The organism is Streptomyces sp. NPDC004539 (assembly GCF_040610055.1).
GTDB lineage: Bacteria > Actinomycetota > Actinomycetes > Streptomycetales > Streptomycetaceae > Streptomyces.
In genome coordinates this window covers 333,648-348,986 of record NZ_JBEXLS010000007.1, presented here as the reverse complement: position 1 = coordinate 348,986, position 15,339 = coordinate 333,648, and the positions used below count along the sequence as shown (strand labels likewise).

Sequence of the window (15,339 nt, the reverse complement as noted above, 5' to 3'; positions counted from 1 at the left end):
CAGCCGGAATCGGACGGCCGGCTCGGACAGGAGCGGATCTGGCAGTGGAACCGATCCCCGGGTTCGGGTTCAACCCGCCACTCGCGCCGGCGGCCGGCTTCGAGATCGCCGGGCTCGCGGAGGTGCGGCGGCGGCCGGCCGAGGGTGTGCTGGAGCGGGTGCACCGGGCGGGCTTCCACACGGTCACGCTGGTCACTTCCGGGGCCGGGGAGCACACGGTGGATTTCGTGACCCACCCCTGCCGTCCGGGCACGCTGCTGTGGGTGCGGCCGGGTCAGGTGCAGCGGTTCGGGGCGGGCGGGGGCCTGGACGGCGTCCATCTGATGTTCACGGCGGAGTTCCCGCCGCCGGTCGCGGGACTGGAGCGGCTCGTGCGGGAGTGGCGGGGCCCGGTCTGCCGGCAGCTCGGCACCGGGCGCGACTACGCGTCGGTGGCGACGCTGACGGCGCAGTTGCGGGCCGAGTTCACCCGGCCGGGACAGGTGTCGCCGGAGATCCTGCGGCTGCTGCTCGCCGCGCTGCTGTTGCAGGTGGACCGGCTGCCGGGGGACGACGGCGAGGCGGGCGGCGGCGGTGAGGTGTACGCGCGGCTGCGGGCCGAGCTGGAGCGGTCGTACGCGGTGACGCGGCGGGCCGAGGACTACGCGGGGCGGCTCGGGTACACCGTGAAGACGCTGACGCGGGCGTGTCTGGCGGCGACCGGGCTGCCGGTGAAGCAGGTGATCGACGGGCGGGTGGCGCTGGAGGCGCGGCGGCTGCTGGCGCACACGGACGAGCCGGTGTCGGTGGTGGCGCGGGCGCTGGGGTTCTCGGAGGCGACGAACTTCGGGAAGTTCTTCGTGCGGCAGGTGGGGGTCACGCCGGGCGAGTTCCGACGTACACAGATCGCAAAGATTGCAGACTGTGCAAGTATTGCGGAGTGACACCATCGACTTCCTCTCCGGCCCCGGGCGGCGGCGACCTGCGTGACCGCAGGCGGCGGCAGACCGCGCAGGAGATCCACCAGGCCGTGATCCGGCTGGCGAAGGAGCACGGCTTCTGCCATGTCACCGTCGACATGATCAGCACCGAGGCCGGCGTCTCGCCGCGCACCTTCTTCAACTACTTCCCCGGCAAGGAGGCGGCGGCCGTCGGGCAGGCGCCCGCCGAGCTGCCGGGCGAGCTGGTCGCGCGGTTCGTCGCGGCGGGCCCCGCGCACCCCCGTACCGTCCTCCAGGAGCTGACCTCGGCGCTCGTCGCACATCTCGCCGAGGACCCGCCGGACCGGCGTGCGGCGCGGGACGTGTTCGAGCTGGCGCATTCCACGCCGCCCGTGCTGGCCGCGCTGATGACCCGGTTCGACGGGTTCCGCCGCTCCCTCGTCGAGGCGGTCGCCGCGCGGATGGGCCCGGACACCCCCGAGGAGCTGCCCGACCTGATCGCCACGGTCGCGATCTCCGCCATGCGCACCGGCATGGAGCGCTGGTCGCTGCACGCCGAGGACGGCGACTCGCCCGTGCCGTACGTGGAGCGGGCGACCGCCCTCCTCTACACCCTCTTCTCCCCTGACCCCGGAGCCTCGTCGTGACCGACACCGCCGCCCCCGCCGCGCGGGAGGAGGGCTCCCCCGCCCTCCCCCGCAACTTCGGCCTCATATTCGCCGGCCTGATGACGGCGATGCTGCTGTCCTCGCTGGACCAGACGATCGTCAGCACCGCCCTGCCGACGATCGTCGGCGAGCTGGACGGTGTCCGGCACATGGCGTGGGTGACCACCGCCTACATCCTCGCCGCGACGATCGGGATGCCGGTGTACGGCAGGCTCGGTGATCTCATCGGGCGCAAGGCGCTGTTCCTGAGCGCGATCACGATCTTCATCGCCGGGTCCGCGATCGCGGGCGCCGCGCAGAACATGGAGCTGCTCATCGCGGGCCGGGCCGTCCAGGGGCTCGGCGGCGGCGGGCTGATGATCACCTCGCAGGCGATCATCGCCGATCTGGTGCCGCCCCGGCAGCGCGCCCGGTACATGGCGCCGATCGGCGCGGTGTTCGGGCTCTCCTCGGTCGCGGGTCCGCTGCTCGGCGGCTGGTTCACGGACCACGCGGACTGGCGGTGGGCGTTCTGGATCAACCTGCCGCTCGGCGCGGTCGCGCTCGCGGTGTGCGCGGTGGCGCTGCGGCTGCCGCGCAAAGCGGAGAAGCCGGTGATCGACTATCCCGGGATCGCGCTCATGGCGACGGCGGTGACCTGCACGGTCCTCTTCGCGAGCTGGGGCGGTACGGAGTACGGCTGGTCCGACCCGGTCATCCTCGGGCTCGCGGCGGGCGCGGTCGCCGCGTGGACGGTGTTCTTCCTGGTCGAGCGGCGGGTCGCGGAGCCGGTGATCCCGCCGAGGCTGTTCCGCAGCCGGATCTTCAACATCTCCACGCTGATCAGCATGATCGTGATCGGCGTCGGGATGTTCGCGATCATCGGGTACATGCCGACGTACCTCCAGATGGTGTACGGCAAGAGCGCGACCGTCTCCGGGCTCCTGCTGCTGCCGATGGTCGTCGGTCTGATGGCCACGGCGATCCCGTCGGGGCAGGCGATCAGCCGGACCGGCCGGTACAAGATGTGGCCCGTCGCCGGTACGGCGATCGTCGGGGTGACGGCCGTCCTGATGTCGACGCTCACGCCGGACACCTCGCTGTACGTCGTCTGCGCCTACTTCGCGCTGCTCGGCGCGGGCATCGGGATGATGATGCAGACGCTCGTCCTCGCCGTGCAGAACGACTTCCCGGTCTCGGACGTCGGTACGGCGACCTCGGCGAACAACTTCTTCCGGGAGATCGGCGCGACGCTGGGGACGGCGGGGGTCGGGGCGGTCTTCACCCACCGGCTCGCCGACCAGCTCTCGTCCCGGGTGCCGGCGGAGGCGGCGGGCGCGGTCGGCCGTACGGACTCGCTCACCCCGGCGGCCGTGCACGCGCTCCCCGCGAAGGTCCAGGAGTCGGTGATCCTCTCCTACCAGCACGCGCTGACGCCGGTCTTCCGCTACATGGTGCCGCTCTTCGCGGTGGGGCTGGTGCTCGCGCTGGTCCTGCCGGAGAAGCGGCTCTCGGACGGGGGGACGACGCCGGAGCCGGCGAAGTCGCCGCAGCCGCAGCCGGTTCCGTAGCGCCGACTGATAGTTACCGACTTGCGCAACCTTTAAACTATCCCCATGGATGCGATCACCGCGACAGACCGAGAGACCGCCGTCCTCGACGGCGGCCCGGCGGACGGACTGCTCATGAGGGTCGGCGGACGGCCCCGGGTGCTCCATGTGACGTACCCCTGCGAGGTGGAGGCGGACCGGGGCGGTGTCCGGGTGGAGGGGGTGTACGTCTACCGCCGCGACTACAGCGTCACCGAACAGCCCCTGCGGTACGGCTTCGATATCGCGAGTCCGTGAACAGCGGGGGCTGCGCAATGTCCTGAATCCGTGACAGAACCTCGACGGGGCGGCATCAGGAGGCCGGAACCCCTGGTCGGACCGCCGGTGAAGTTCATAGGATTGCGCAACCAAGCAATCCTCAACACCGGCGGTACGACCGTCCGCCGGCCCCGACGGAGGTTCGACAACGTGGGCATCATCAGCTGGATCGTCCTGGGCCTGTTCGCCGGAGCGATCGCCAAGATCCTGCTGCCCGGCCGTGACCCGGGCGGCCTCATCGGCACCACCCTCATCGGCGTCGCCGGCGCCTTCATCGGCGGCTGGCTCTCCGCCAAGTTCCTCGACCGCCCGGTGGTGAAGGACTTCTTCGACCTCTACACCTGGGGCGCGGCCATCGCAGGCTCCCTGGTCCTGCTGATCGGCTACCGACTGCTGTTCGGAAACTCACGGGACTGAGGGGAGGGGTGACGGGGGGCACCGCAGGGCTGGACACGGGGTTGACGGGGCGACTTCAGGCCCCGGGCGCAGGGTTGACGGGGGTAACTTCAGGGCCCGGCGCAGGGGTCGAAGGGCTGCTCCCGGGCTGGGCGCAGGGGTTGAGGGGGCCGCTCCCTGGCTGGGTGCGGGGGTTGACTGGGGGCTTGCTCCAGGGCTCGTCGCAGGGCCTGACGGGGCCCAGGCCCACAGGACCGGACGCGGGGGCCGACGGGGGCCGTTCCAGCGCCGGGCGTGGGACCGACGCGGACGCTTCAACGCCGGACGCGAAAGTCGAGGGGCCACCCCAACCAGCACCGGCCCGATCAGCGCAGCCCCACCCCGCCTCACCCCGGCCGGCGAGAGGAACGCCATGCGCACCCCCTCGCCGACCGGCCCCCTCACAGATGCGCGGAAACAGCCGGCAGCAAGTCCTGGAACGTGCGCCCGGTGGCCGGTTCGCCGAGCGCCTCGACCTGCCAGCCACCCCCCACCCGCCGCAACTTGGCCATGATCTGCGCGGTGTACGGCCCGCCACCGCTCAGCGTGTAGCGGGCCAGCTCCTTGCCGGTGGTCTCGTCGACGACTCGGCAGAACGCGTTCTCCACCTCGGCGAAGGTCTGCCCGGTGAACGAGTTGACGGTGAACACGATCTGGTCGACCCGTCCCGGAACGCGCCCCAGGTCCACGAGGACGACCTCGTCGTCCCCACCGACCCCGCTCCCCCCGGTCAGGTTGTCCCCGAGATGCCGCACCGAGCCGTCGTCGCTGGTCAGATGCTGGAAGAAGACCACGTCCGCGAGCTGCCCGTCGGCGAACAGCAACGCGGACGCGTCGAGGTCGATCTCCTTCGGCCCCGCGAGCTTCGCGAGAAACCCCTTCCGCTGCGCCGCCTGCCACCCCAGCCCCATCCGCACGGACGTCAGCGCCCCACCGTCCGACTTGCTCAGGCTGATCCGCTGACCCTTCGTCATGTCGACGGACATGGGCCACCTCGCTCTCTGTCCCCGGCTCCGGGCCCGCCCCGGTAAACCCACGGCAAAATCTACAGCACTGTAGAAATCAGCACGGCATCGGAACACGGGCGATTCAGGACCCGCCACAAGGTGGCCGAAACGGCAGCCCCCCGAGATACCGCCCCCACACCCCTCTCCCGACCGGCGTCCGCACCGCCTCGCACGCCCTCCCCATCACCCCGCCGAAATCCGTCGCCAGCACCCGCGCCGTCCCGTCGAACGCGGTGGTGACCAGCGTCCGCCCGTCGGGGGTGTAGCGGACGCCCATGACGGCGGTCGGATAGGCGGTGAGGGTGGCGGTCTCGCGCGGGACGCGCCCGGTGAGGTCCCAGATCCGTACGGACCGGTCGTCGCTGGCGGTGGCGATCCCGCGCCCGTCGGGGCTGAAGGCGAGGTGCCCGACGACGTCGTCGTGACCGACGAGACCGGCCGTGCGGCGGGGGCGAGCGGCGTCGGTGACGTCCCACAGCCGAGCGGACTCCCGGCCCCCTCCCCCGGTCGCGAGGACCGGCTCCCGGGGATGGAACTCCAGCCAGAAGACGCCGAGTTCATGGGCCCGCCAGGAGGCACGGGCGACCGGCCGGCCGGGGTCCGCGAGATCCCAGAGGCGTACGGTGCCGTCCTGACCGGCCGTCGCGAGGAGCCGCCCGTCGGCGCTGAAGCCGAGCGCGCGCACGGAGTCGGCGTGGGCGCGCAGCAGCACCGGGTGCCGGAGGTCGTCGAGAGAGCGGACGCGTACGGTGCCGTCCTCGCACCCGTCGGCGAGCAGGCGCCCGTCACGGCTGAAGGCGAGGGAGCGCAGGGGGCGGTGGGCGCCGGTGAGGACGGCGAGAGGGGCACGCCCGTTCCCCGGGCCGCCGCTCACGGAACCCCCGTTCACGGAACCCCCGTACGCCACACCCCCGTTCACAGAACCGCCCTTCCCCGTCCCGCTGTCCCAGAGCCGGATCGTCCGGTCCGCCCCCGCCGTCGCGAGCAGCGGTCGTCGGGGGTGGAAGGCCACGGCGTGCACGGCGTCCGTGTGTCCCCGGAGGGTGGCCGTGCGGGCGGGCCGGCGGGGGTCGCGCAGGGACCAGAGGCCGACGGTCCGGTCGCGGCCCGCGAGGGCGAGGAGGGTGCTGTCGGGGCTGACGTCGAGGGCGTACGTCTCGGCGCGATGGGCGGTCCAGGTGGTCATGAGGCTGCTGAGGAGGGCGTCGCGGGTGACGCGCGCGGGGCGCAGGCGGTGGGCGACGAGGGCGAGCTGGACGGCCAGGGAGGGGTCGGACGGGTACGTGCGGGTCGCTGCCGCCGCCGCGTTGAGGGCGACGGCGTCGTCCCGCTGGCGGGCCACCTCCGCGCCGGCCCGCACCGAGAGGACGGTCGCGACGCAGGCCAGGACCGTCATCAGGCAGAGCAGCGCCGCGAGGGCGCGCAGCCGCCGGGTGGAGCGGGCGGCCGTACGGATCTCGGCGGCCTCGGCGGCGAGGCTCGCGCGCAGGAAGGCGCGTTCCCGGCCGCTGAGCCCGGCGTCGTCCGGGTCCGCCAGCCGGCGGGCCGACTCCAGGCGGGCGCCCCGGTAGAGGGCGCCGGGGTCGCGGCCCGCCGTCTCCCACGCCTCGGCGGCCACCGTCAGCGCGCGGTGCGCCCGGCGCCGGTCGCGGTCGGCGGCGAGCCAGGCCCGCAGCCGGGGCCAGCCGCCGATCAGGGCCTCGTGGGTGATCTCGACCCGGTCCCCGTCGAGGCTGATCAGCCGTGCCGCGGCGGCCTGTTCGAGGACGGCGGCGGTGACGTCGTCCGCGTCGGGCGCGCTGCCGAGTTCGCCGCGCGTGATCCGGCGTCCGGTGTCCTCGGTGCCCTCGCCGGGGGCGGTGAGGCGCAGGAGGAGATGGCGGGCGGCGGTGCGCTCGGCGTCGTCCAGCCCCGTGTAGAACTCCTCCGCGCTCCTGACCAGCGCCCCTTCGATGCCGCCGACGGATTCGAGGGCGGCCAGCGTGAGGAGGGTGCCGCGGCGGCGGTGCCAGGTCTCGCGCAGGGCGTGGGAGAGGAGGGGGAGCGTGCCGGGTCTGCCGTGCGCCTGCGCGGTCAGCGTCGCGAGGAGCGCGCCCTCGACGGTGAGCCCGGCCCTGCGCGCCGGTTCGACGACCGCCCGGCGCAGTTCGTCCGGGCTCATCGGGCCCAGCGGGACCTGCGTGTCGCGCATCGCCGTCACCAGGGCCGGGTCACGTGTGCAGTGGGCGTAGAAGTCGGCGCGCACCCCGAGGACGACGCGGCAGCCGCCGTCCGCCGCGGCCGTCAACGCGCCGATGAACGACGCCCGTTCGGGGGCGTCCCGGCAGAGCGTGAAGACCTCCTCGAACTGGTCGACGATCAGGACGACGGGGGTGCCGTCGCGGACGGCCGTCTGGCGCAGGGCGCGGCCGAGGTTGGCGGGGTCGGCGCGCAGGTCGTCGTAGAGGGCGCCGGGGGTGAGGGCCGTGCGGGCGGCGAGGTGGATCGCGCACTCCTCCAGAGGGTGCGGGCCCGGGGTGAGGACGAGGGGGGTGGCCGTGGGGCGCAGGCGGGGGGCGAGGCCCGCGCGCAGCAGGGAGGACTTGCCGGAGCCGGAGGCGCCGAGGAGGACGACGAAGCGGTGGGCGTCCAGGCGGTCGGCCAGGTCCGTGACCAGGCGTTCCCTGCCGAAGAACCACTCCGCGTCCTCCTCGCGGAACGGCCGCAGGCCCGCGTACGGCACGGGCTGTCCGCAGCCGTCGTGTTCTTCGGGGCCGGTCCCCCGTTCCCGCCCGTCGATCAGGACGGCCGTTCTGCGCCAGCGGTCCTCCCACTCCGGGACGTCCCCCTCGCAGGCCCGTACGTACGCCAGCGTCACCGCCAGGGTCGGCAGGCGCAGGCCCGACGCCGCCGAGGAGAGTGTCGAGATCGAGTAGTGGGCCCGCTCCGCCAGTTCGCGGTACGGGGGGCTGCCCGCCGTTCTGCGCAGGGTTCTCAGGCTTGCCGCGAACTCCAGGAGGGGGCTGTCGCCCGTACCGAGGGGAGTCTCTCTGCGTGGCATGACCCGCATCTACCCGCTTCGTCACGCCATGTCACATAACGACCGTTGTCCGCACGTTTTCCACGAGTTGTTTGTTCGGGGGCGGCTGTTCGGGGCCGAACAACGCCGGGAGCGGTAGACCTTGACCGGATCTCGCCGGCCGTTCTTCTTGGGGGACAGACATGCACTACCGCTGCGGAGGGCTCCTCGTACGGACCGAGTTCGTGGGGCGGGGGGTCGCCGAGCAGGCCGGTTCGCTGCTGCGGCGGCACGGTGTCGGGAGCGGCCGAGGGGCCGTCGTCATGGTCACCGACAACATGGGGACCGCCCGTCGTTTCGCCCGTGCAGCCGTCCTGATCACCCACGCCTGCGTGACCGACTCCGAACTCGGTGAACTCGGCCGGGCCGGGGTCGCGGGGCTCGTCCTCCGCCCCACCCTCGGAACCGACCTCCTCTCCGCCGTCGTCACGGTCGGAGGCGGGGGCCGATGGGTCAGCCCCGCCGTAGGAGCCCGCCTCCTCCGCCGCCTCCCCCTCACCTCCCCGGCATTCCCCACCACCCTCACCGGCCGCGAACGGCAAGTCCTCGAACACATCGCGGTAGGCGCCTCCAACGCGGAGATCGCGGAGGGGCTGGGCATCACCGTCCGAACCGTGAAACACCATGTGACGAACCTGCTGGGGAAGTTGGGGGCGCGGGATCGGGCACATGCGGTGGCTATGGCGCATGGGGGTGGGGGGTGAGACCGGCTAGCGAGTGCGGGTGGATCGTGGCCGGCCGCGCAGTTCCCCGCGCCCCTGACAGGGCGCTGACGCGCCCATCGGGGCAGGGCCCTTCCACGCCGCGAGCACCTGATCCACGACCGCCACCACTCAAGAGCAACCGCCCACCCCAGCGGGGCGGCACCTGCTGCGCAAACGAACACCCGCCCGGGGAAGCGCGGGGCTCTACCTCGGGAAACGCGGGGCTGTGCACAGGGGCGGGGCTCTGCGCAGGGGCGGGGCTCTGCGCAGGGAAACACGGAGCTCTACTCGGGGAAGCGCAGCGCTCTGACCGGGGAAGCGCAGCGCTCCGCTCGGGGAAGCGCTGGGCTCTGCTCAGGGAAGCGCTGGGCTCTGCTCAGGGAAGCGCGGCGCTCTGCCCGGAAAGCGCGGCGCTCCGCTGATGCATGGGGCTCCGCCGATGCGCGGCCCACGGCCGGCCGCCGCCCCGGGGCGCGTCAGCGCCTTCAGGGGCGCGGGGAACTGCGCGATCGGCCACAACGCAACCCGCACCCGCCGTACGCCCCCGCACCCCACCCCCGACCGCGCACCCCCACCCCCACCCCCCTCACCGCGTCCCCCTCAACGCCCCCACCGGCTCCACCCGCGTCGCCCGCCACCCCGGCAACAACCCGGCCACCAACCCGACGACCACCCCTCCCACGACGGCCACCCCGGCGGTGCCGAGGTCGAGGACCGGCTCCCACCCGTTCCCGAGGGAGACACCCACCACCGCCACCACCCCCAGCGCGCTGCCCACCACTCCCCCGACGGCGCCCAGCATCGTCGTCTCGGCGAGCAGCTGGACGAAGACATGCCCGGGCCGCGCACCGACGGCCCGGCGCAGCCCGATCTCGGGGGCCCGCGCCGAGACCCCGGCAGTCGCGGCCGTGGCGATGGAGAACGTACCGACGCCGAGCGCGAGCAGGGACGCGGCCAGCGCGAGAGTGGTGACGTCGGACTCGATGCCCTGCCGGAGGGTCACGGGATCGGGCGGGGCGACGGCCTCCAGATCCCCGGGGGACTCGGGCCGCAAGGCCAACGGCGCCTGCGCCCCGATCGTCCGCGCCGCACCGGCCCGCACGGAGACGAGGACGTCCCGCTCGGCAGTCCCGCCCAACACCTGCGCGGCACTGAAGGGAACCACCGCCGCCGCGAGGGTCCCCGGCTCACGGACGACATCGTCGAAGACACCCAGCACGGTATAGGGCCGATCCCCGATGAGAACGGCGACACCGACCCGCCGCACATCGAGGACGCGCGCGAGAGCCGCGGGCAGCAGAACGACCGGCGCGGCAACCCGCTCGTGGAACGCGTCGAACACCCGGCCGACGACAAGACGAGGCCCGATCACCGCCAACGCACCCGCGTCGACGCCGACCACCTTCGCCTGCGTACCGGACTTCCCGGCGGTGAGCGTACGGCTGACCGCCCGCTCGGGAAGGCTCGTCCGCGCCCCGGCCGCCTCCACCCCGCTCAACCGCCGCACCCGCTCCAGCGCCACCCCCCGCTGCCACTCCGGCACCCCCGCTCCCCCGCCCCGCCCGCTCTGCCGTACGACGACCTGGGTGGCCCGCGCCACGTCGAACGAGTCGGAGACCTGCCGCGACAGTGTCGACGCGATCCCGCTCGCCGCGACGAACGCCGCACACCCGAGGACGACACCGAGCACGGTCAACGCGGACCGCGCGGAATGCGCGAGCAGGGACAGGGCGGCCTCGGAGAGGAGATCCCGGGGCCGGAGCCGGGAGACGACAGGAGGAAAGGACGGTCCGGTACGACGCTGTCGGCGCCCCTTGAGCCTCATCCCGCCCCCTCCAGCACCACGCCGTCCTCCACCCGCAGCCGTCTGCTCCCCTGCTCCGCCACCCGCGCGTCGTGCGTGACGACGACCAGCGTCATCCCCTCCCCGTGCAGCCGCCGCAGCAGACCGAGCACGTTCTCCGTGTTGGCCCGGTCGAGGTTCCCGGTGGGTTCGTCGCACAGGAGGACCACGGGATCACCGGCGACCGCCCGCGCGAGCGCGACCCGCTGGCGTTCACCGCCGGACAGGGTCCGGGGGTCGGCGCCGGCCCGATGACCGAGCCGGACCCGCTCGACGGCGGCCCGCGCCCGCGTCCGGCGCTCCTCAGGGGTACGGCGCCCGTAGAGCATGCCGAGTTCGACGTTCTCGACGACACTCCGCCCGGCGACCAGATGGAACGCCTGGAACACGAACCCGAACAACTCCCCGCGCAGCGCACCGCGTTGAGCCTCCGTGAGGACACCGACGTCCTGACCCAGCACATGGCAGGTCCCGGCGTCGGGCCGGTCGAGCAGCCCGATCAGCTGGAGCAGCGTGGACTTCCCCGAACCGGACGGCCCGGTGACGGTGACGTACTCCCCCCGGGCGACGGCGAGATCGGTGGGCCGCAACGCCTGGACGACCTGCCCGTCGCGATGACTCCGGGCGACCTGACGGAGATCGAGTACGAGACTCAAGACGCCTCCCCCTGTTCCGACTTGAATGCGGAGTCCCCTACGACGACCCGCGTACCGGCGTCCAACTCCCCGCCCTTCGGCGTGACTTGGACCCACCCGCCCGCCGACCTCCCCGTCTCCACGACCACATCACTCAGCCGCCTCCCCTCCCCCTCGACCGTCACGAACGTCACCGCGTCGGCCCGCGAGTACACGGCCGCGACCGGCACGGCCAGCACCGGCTCCGAGTCCCGCACCGGCTGGACGGTCACGAGAACCGTCCGGTCCGCGCCGGGCGTGAGCGCGCCGTCCGTGAAGGCGAGGGTGACGGCGTACCCCTCGGCGCCGGGCCGGTCGGCGACGTCTCGCACGACCGCCGGGAGCCGGGCCCCCTGCGTCTCGTCGAGGATCTCGGCGCGCGTCCCGACGCTCAACTTCCGTGCCACGGTGGCCTGTACGGTCACGGCGGCGGTGTCGAGCGCGAGCAGCACGGCGTCCGGTTCACGCAGGACCGCACCGACCCGGGCGCGGACGGCGGAGACGGTACGGCCGGCGCGGTCGAGGGCGACGACGGCGGTGCGACGGAGGTCCGACGGCGGGGTGTAACCCCGCTGCCGATAGAGGGCGTTGACGGCTCCGGCCGTCGACTCGTCGTAGACGCCGGTGACTTGGGCACCCGTGCCGAGGCGGCGCAGGGCCGTCTGGACGGCGGTGACGTCGGGGCCGCGCGCACCCTCGCCGAGGTCGCGGTAGAGGGGGAACGGGAGGACGAGGCCGAAGAGGGGGGCGCCGGAGATCTCGGCGAGGACGGCGCCTTCGCGTACCTTCGCGCCGGGTCTCAGGGTCACCCGGGTGACGACGGCCGTGTCGCCGGTCAGCCCGGCGGGTGCCGTGACCTCGACGGACGCGCCGGGGCGTACGGTGCCCCGGGTGATCAACGGCTCGGTCAGGACCCGGCGTTCGGCGAGGGCGGTGACCGGCGAGGCGGCGGGCGGCGCGGCGTCGGCCACGGCTTGCGCGGGTGAGCGGACGGTGGGGCCGACGAGGACGCCCACGGTGAGGGCGAGGGTGGCGAGGAGAACGGCGGCGGCGACGGAGGCGAGGGCTCGGCGGCGGTTGCGGGTGAGAGCGCTCGCCGGTTCCTCACCGGTAGCCGCACCCGTACCCGTACCCTCCCCCGCCTCATCCAGCCGCCCCCTCAGGAACAGCCCGGCCACGTTCATCGGCCCTCCAGCTTCGCCGCCGTCTTCGCCATCTCCTCGACCTGGGGCCGTAGTTCGCCCACCTCTGCCGCATGTCCCGCGACAACTACCCGCAGCACCCTGACCCGTTGGGCGGTGATCTTCTCCCCGAAGCCGGTCTCGCGGGCGCAGCGGGCGGCGGCCACGGCGAGGCGGGACTCCTCGGCGGTGGGGACGTAGCGCCGTTCGGGGACGGCCGGGAGGATCTCGACGGTCCCCGGAACCGCGCGCGGGTCGGGCGGTTCGGCGCCCTCGTACCGTCCGGTGGGGCGCCCGATGCCGAACGCGTCGAGGTCCCGGGCGCCCGAAGTCCGTTGCCGGAAGCCGGTGTTCTCCACGCAGGCGAGCATCGGGCGCAGGGCGGCTGCGGTGACGGCGGTCTCCTCGGGGGTCTTGAGGAGGGCGTCGCGTTCGTCGGCGACGTCGTTGTAGAGCTGGTAGCTCTGGTTCTGCACCTTGTCGAACTCGGGGCCGAGCCGGCGGCCCGCCGCGTCCTGGCAGGTGTCGAGCCGGCGGTCGAAACCCCGGTCGTGGCTCAGGACGTTGGCGGACTCGGGGGCGCGGTTCTCGCCGAAGCCGTAGAGGGCGGCCTGTTCGTCGGTGCGGGTGGTGAAGAGCGGGGGCCGGACGTCCATGTCGGTGAACGGCTTGGTGCGGGTGCTGAGTCGGGTGCGTTTCAGCTGGGGGTAGCCCTGCTCGTCCATGCAGTCGGCGGTGAGCCGGTTCCTGACGTACTCGATGAGGTCGATCGCGTCGGACTGGAAGATCTCGTCGGCGACCCGGTCGGTGGGGACGGCGGAGAGGTCGGGCGCCTCGGCGGCCTCGGCCGCGCAGGAGGTGAGCAGCGCCGCGACCGCCGTGATCCCGAGGGCGGTCCGGGTCCATCGTGTGCGCATCGGCGTTCCCTGGGGCGGGCCCGGCACCTCGCGGCGCCGGGCCCTGTCGTGAGGAGCGGCTAGCAGAGCCGTTCGTGCCGGTCGTTGCGGTTGTTGATGTCGCCGAGCTGATAGCGGGCGTTGTTGTTGGGGAACTCCCGCCAGGTCCACAGCCCGCCGGACAAGTCCCCCACGCGGACCCGGCATTGGGTGTCGCGGTTGGTGACCTGGAGCGCGTTGTCCTGGAGGCGCTGGTCGGAGACCCGGTAGTTGTACTGGTCGTAGAACATGAAGTTGTTGCCGCCGTGGTCGGCGTTGTACCAGAACTGCTTCTGGTAGGTGTCGTGCGTGTCGTACCAGAAGCAGATCTCGCCGTGGGCGCAGCCGGGTTGGTTGTCGCCGTTGTCCGCGCGGGCCGCCGCCGGGGCGAGGACGGCGAGGGACGCGGCGAGCACCGCACCGGCGGCGACCGCCCTGAGTCGTCGGACGTTCATGCCTTGCTCCTTACCTGACCTGCCTGACGGCACGTCAGCACATGCGCTCGTGGCGGTCGTTGGTGTTGCGGATCGCGCCGAGGTCGCGGCGGACGTGGTCGTTCGGGAACTCTCGCCAGGTCCAGATCCCGCTGGCCGCACTGAGGTTGCCGACCCGGACCCGGCACTGCGTGTCCCGGTTGGTGATCTCGACGGCGTCGTCCTGCATCCGTACGTCGGTGGCCTGGCCGGCCCACCAGGTGTAGCCACCGTGGTCGGCGTTGTACCAGAACTGTTTGGTCCACAGCACGGCGTTGCCGTACCGCCAGAAGCAGATCTCGCCCGAGTTGCAGGCGGAGAGCCCGTCCCCGTTGTCGGCGGCGGCCGTCCCCGGCCCCGCGAGCACGCCCCCCGAGGCCAGCGTGACCGCCGCCGCGCCCGCGACCAGCCATCTCCTCAATCGCACCGGTTCCTCCCTTTCGCCGCGCGCCTCGTCCGGGCGGCGGCGTGATCGACCTTAGGGAGAGGGCGAAGGGGGCACATCGGACCTGGGGACAGGTAGACGGCAAAGAGGTTCAGATGTGATCGTATGCCCGCGAAAGCTCACACCGCGCGGGCGATCGTCCCCCGTACGACCAGCCCCGGCGTGAGCACCACCTCACGCGGAGCCGTACGGCCGTCGTCGAGCCGCTCCACCGCCGCGGTCACCGCGTGCCGCGCCTGCTCCCGCGCCCCCTGGCTGACGGTCGTGAGGTTGAAGCAACTCAGCCTGGACAGCGTGTCGTTGTCGTACCCCGCGACGGAGACCCGGCCGGGCACGTCGACTCCGGCCCGGCTCAGGGCGGTCAGCACCCCGATGGCGCACGGGTCGTTGAACGCGACGACAGCGGTGGGCAGTTGAGGCGCCTCCAGGAGGAGCCGGGCGGCCCGCTCCCCCGACTCCTCGGTGTGATCGCCGGTAAGCACCCGAATCCGGTCGTCGAGGCCGTGCCGGCGCATGGCCGTGCGGTACCCCCGGCGCCGGTCCGTCGCGATGACGCCCTTGCCGCCGTCGACGTACACGATGTCGCGGTGCCCCAAGTCGACCAGGTGGTCGACGAGTTGGCCGACCCCTTCGTCGTCGGCGCTGCGGACGACGTCCAGGGCGGCGCCGGTGATGCGGCGGCCGACGACGATGACGGGGGCCTGGGCGTCGAGGGCGGCGAGGGTCTCGGCGGGTGAGGTCGGGCCGAGCAGGATGAGGGCCTCGCTGCGGAACGCGAGGAGCGTACGGGTGGCGGTGTGCTCGTCGCGGGTGCGGGTGAGGGTGCCGAGGACGAGGTCGTACCCGACCTCCTCGGCGGCGTCGTGCAGGTGCTCGACCAGCTCCGCGTGGAACGGGCTGCGGATCTCGATCATGACCCCGAGGAGCCGCGAGCGGCGGCTCGCGAGGGTGCTGGCGGTGCGGTCGACCTGGTAGCCGAGGTCGGCGGCGGCCTTCAGGACGCGCTGGCGGGTGCGTTCGCTGGGGCCGGGCACACCACGCAGGACGAGGGAGACCGAGGCCGTGGAGACGCCGACCTTCGCGGCGACGTCCTCCAGCCGGGGGCGCCTGGCACCGCTTCCCATCCGCATCTCCCCGCGCCGGAATCCG

General features: G+C 73.1%; 15 protein-coding genes. 6 read left to right on the top strand and 9 right to left on the bottom strand.

What is annotated here, in order from left to right; all coding sequences use genetic code 11:
- Nucleotides 1-44 precede the first annotated feature (44 nt).
- From ABZX85_RS17895 to ABZX85_RS17875, 5 genes are all read left to right on the top strand, one after another.
- Complete coding sequence (locus ABZX85_RS17895) at nt 45-923, top strand: AraC family transcriptional regulator (RefSeq protein WP_355868835.1); 879 nt, start codon at nt 45-47, stop codon at nt 921-923.
- Entirely contained in the window at nt 920-1,567 is a 648-nt protein-coding gene (locus ABZX85_RS17890; RefSeq protein ID WP_355868832.1) for a TetR family transcriptional regulator, read from the top strand. Before ABZX85_RS17895 ends, ABZX85_RS17890 begins: the two co-directional genes overlap by 4 nt.
- The gene (locus ABZX85_RS17885; RefSeq protein WP_355868829.1) at nt 1,564-3,138 is read left to right on the top strand and encodes an MDR family MFS transporter; all 1,575 of its coding nucleotides are present in this window, start codon (nt 1,564-1,566) and stop codon (nt 3,136-3,138) included. Before ABZX85_RS17890 ends, ABZX85_RS17885 begins: the two co-directional genes overlap by 4 nt.
- A gap of 45 nt (nt 3,139-3,183) precedes the next feature.
- A complete protein-coding gene (locus ABZX85_RS17880; protein WP_355868827.1) occupies nt 3,184-3,414 on the top strand; it encodes a hypothetical protein in 231 nt (76 codons plus the stop codon).
- A gap of 171 nt (nt 3,415-3,585) precedes the next feature.
- Complete coding sequence (locus ABZX85_RS17875) at nt 3,586-3,852, top strand: GlsB/YeaQ/YmgE family stress response membrane protein (protein ID WP_355868964.1); 267 nt, start codon at nt 3,586-3,588, stop codon at nt 3,850-3,852.
- A 419-nt stretch (nt 3,853-4,271) separates the two neighbouring features.
- On the opposite strand, the gene ABZX85_RS17870 is transcribed toward ABZX85_RS17875, so the two are convergent.
- Nucleotides 4,272-4,856 (bottom strand): TerD family protein, encoded by a 585-nt coding sequence (locus ABZX85_RS17870; RefSeq protein ID WP_355868825.1) that lies wholly within the window; start codon nt 4,854-4,856, stop codon nt 4,272-4,274.
- A 103-nt stretch (nt 4,857-4,959) separates the two neighbouring features.
- Nucleotides 4,960-7,917 carry an XRE family transcriptional regulator gene (locus ABZX85_RS17865; protein ID WP_355868823.1) on the bottom strand — a complete coding sequence of 986 codons (2,958 nt, stop codon included), beginning with the start codon at nt 7,915-7,917 and terminating at the stop codon, nt 4,960-4,962.
- Nucleotides 7,918-8,078: 161 nt separating this feature from the next.
- On the opposite strand from ABZX85_RS17865, the gene ABZX85_RS17860 reads away from it, so the two are divergent.
- Nucleotides 8,079-8,639 carry a response regulator transcription factor gene (locus ABZX85_RS17860; protein WP_355868820.1) on the top strand — a complete coding sequence of 187 codons (561 nt, stop codon included), beginning with the start codon at nt 8,079-8,081 and terminating at the stop codon, nt 8,637-8,639.
- Nucleotides 8,640-9,225: 586 nt separating this feature from the next.
- Here ABZX85_RS17860 and ABZX85_RS17855 read toward each other — a convergent pair.
- The 7 genes from ABZX85_RS17855 to ABZX85_RS17825 all read right to left on the bottom strand — a co-directional run bounded on the left by ABZX85_RS17855 (nt 9,226) and on the right by ABZX85_RS17825 (nt 15,314).
- Nucleotides 9,226-10,464: an ABC transporter permease gene (locus ABZX85_RS17855; RefSeq protein ID WP_355868817.1), complete on the bottom strand. Its 1,239-nt coding sequence runs from the start codon at nt 10,462-10,464 to the stop codon at nt 9,226-9,228.
- Nucleotides 10,461-11,138, bottom strand: coding sequence for an ABC transporter ATP-binding protein (locus ABZX85_RS17850; protein WP_355868814.1), 678 nt, complete (start codon nt 11,136-11,138; stop codon nt 10,461-10,463). Before ABZX85_RS17850 ends, ABZX85_RS17855 begins: the two co-directional genes overlap by 4 nt.
- Complete coding sequence (locus ABZX85_RS17845) at nt 11,135-12,340, bottom strand: hypothetical protein (protein WP_355868811.1); 1,206 nt, start codon at nt 12,338-12,340, stop codon at nt 11,135-11,137. The genes ABZX85_RS17850 and ABZX85_RS17845 overlap by 4 nt, the downstream gene beginning before the upstream one ends.
- A complete protein-coding gene (locus tag ABZX85_RS17840) occupies nt 12,337-13,254 on the bottom strand; it encodes a hypothetical protein (RefSeq protein ID WP_355868808.1) in 918 nt (305 codons plus the stop codon). Before ABZX85_RS17840 ends, ABZX85_RS17845 begins: the two co-directional genes overlap by 4 nt.
- A gap of 59 nt (nt 13,255-13,313) precedes the next feature.
- A complete protein-coding gene (locus ABZX85_RS17835) occupies nt 13,314-13,727 on the bottom strand; it encodes a hypothetical protein (RefSeq protein ID WP_355868805.1) in 414 nt (137 codons plus the stop codon).
- A gap of 34 nt (nt 13,728-13,761) precedes the next feature.
- A complete protein-coding gene (locus tag ABZX85_RS17830; protein ID WP_355868802.1) occupies nt 13,762-14,172 on the bottom strand; it encodes a hypothetical protein in 411 nt (136 codons plus the stop codon).
- Nucleotides 14,173-14,309: 137 nt separating this feature from the next.
- Nucleotides 14,310-15,314, bottom strand: a complete 1,005-nt coding sequence (locus tag ABZX85_RS17825; RefSeq protein WP_355868799.1) for a LacI family DNA-binding transcriptional regulator — start codon at nt 15,312-15,314, stop codon at nt 14,310-14,312.
- Nucleotides 15,315-15,339 lie beyond the last annotated feature (25 nt).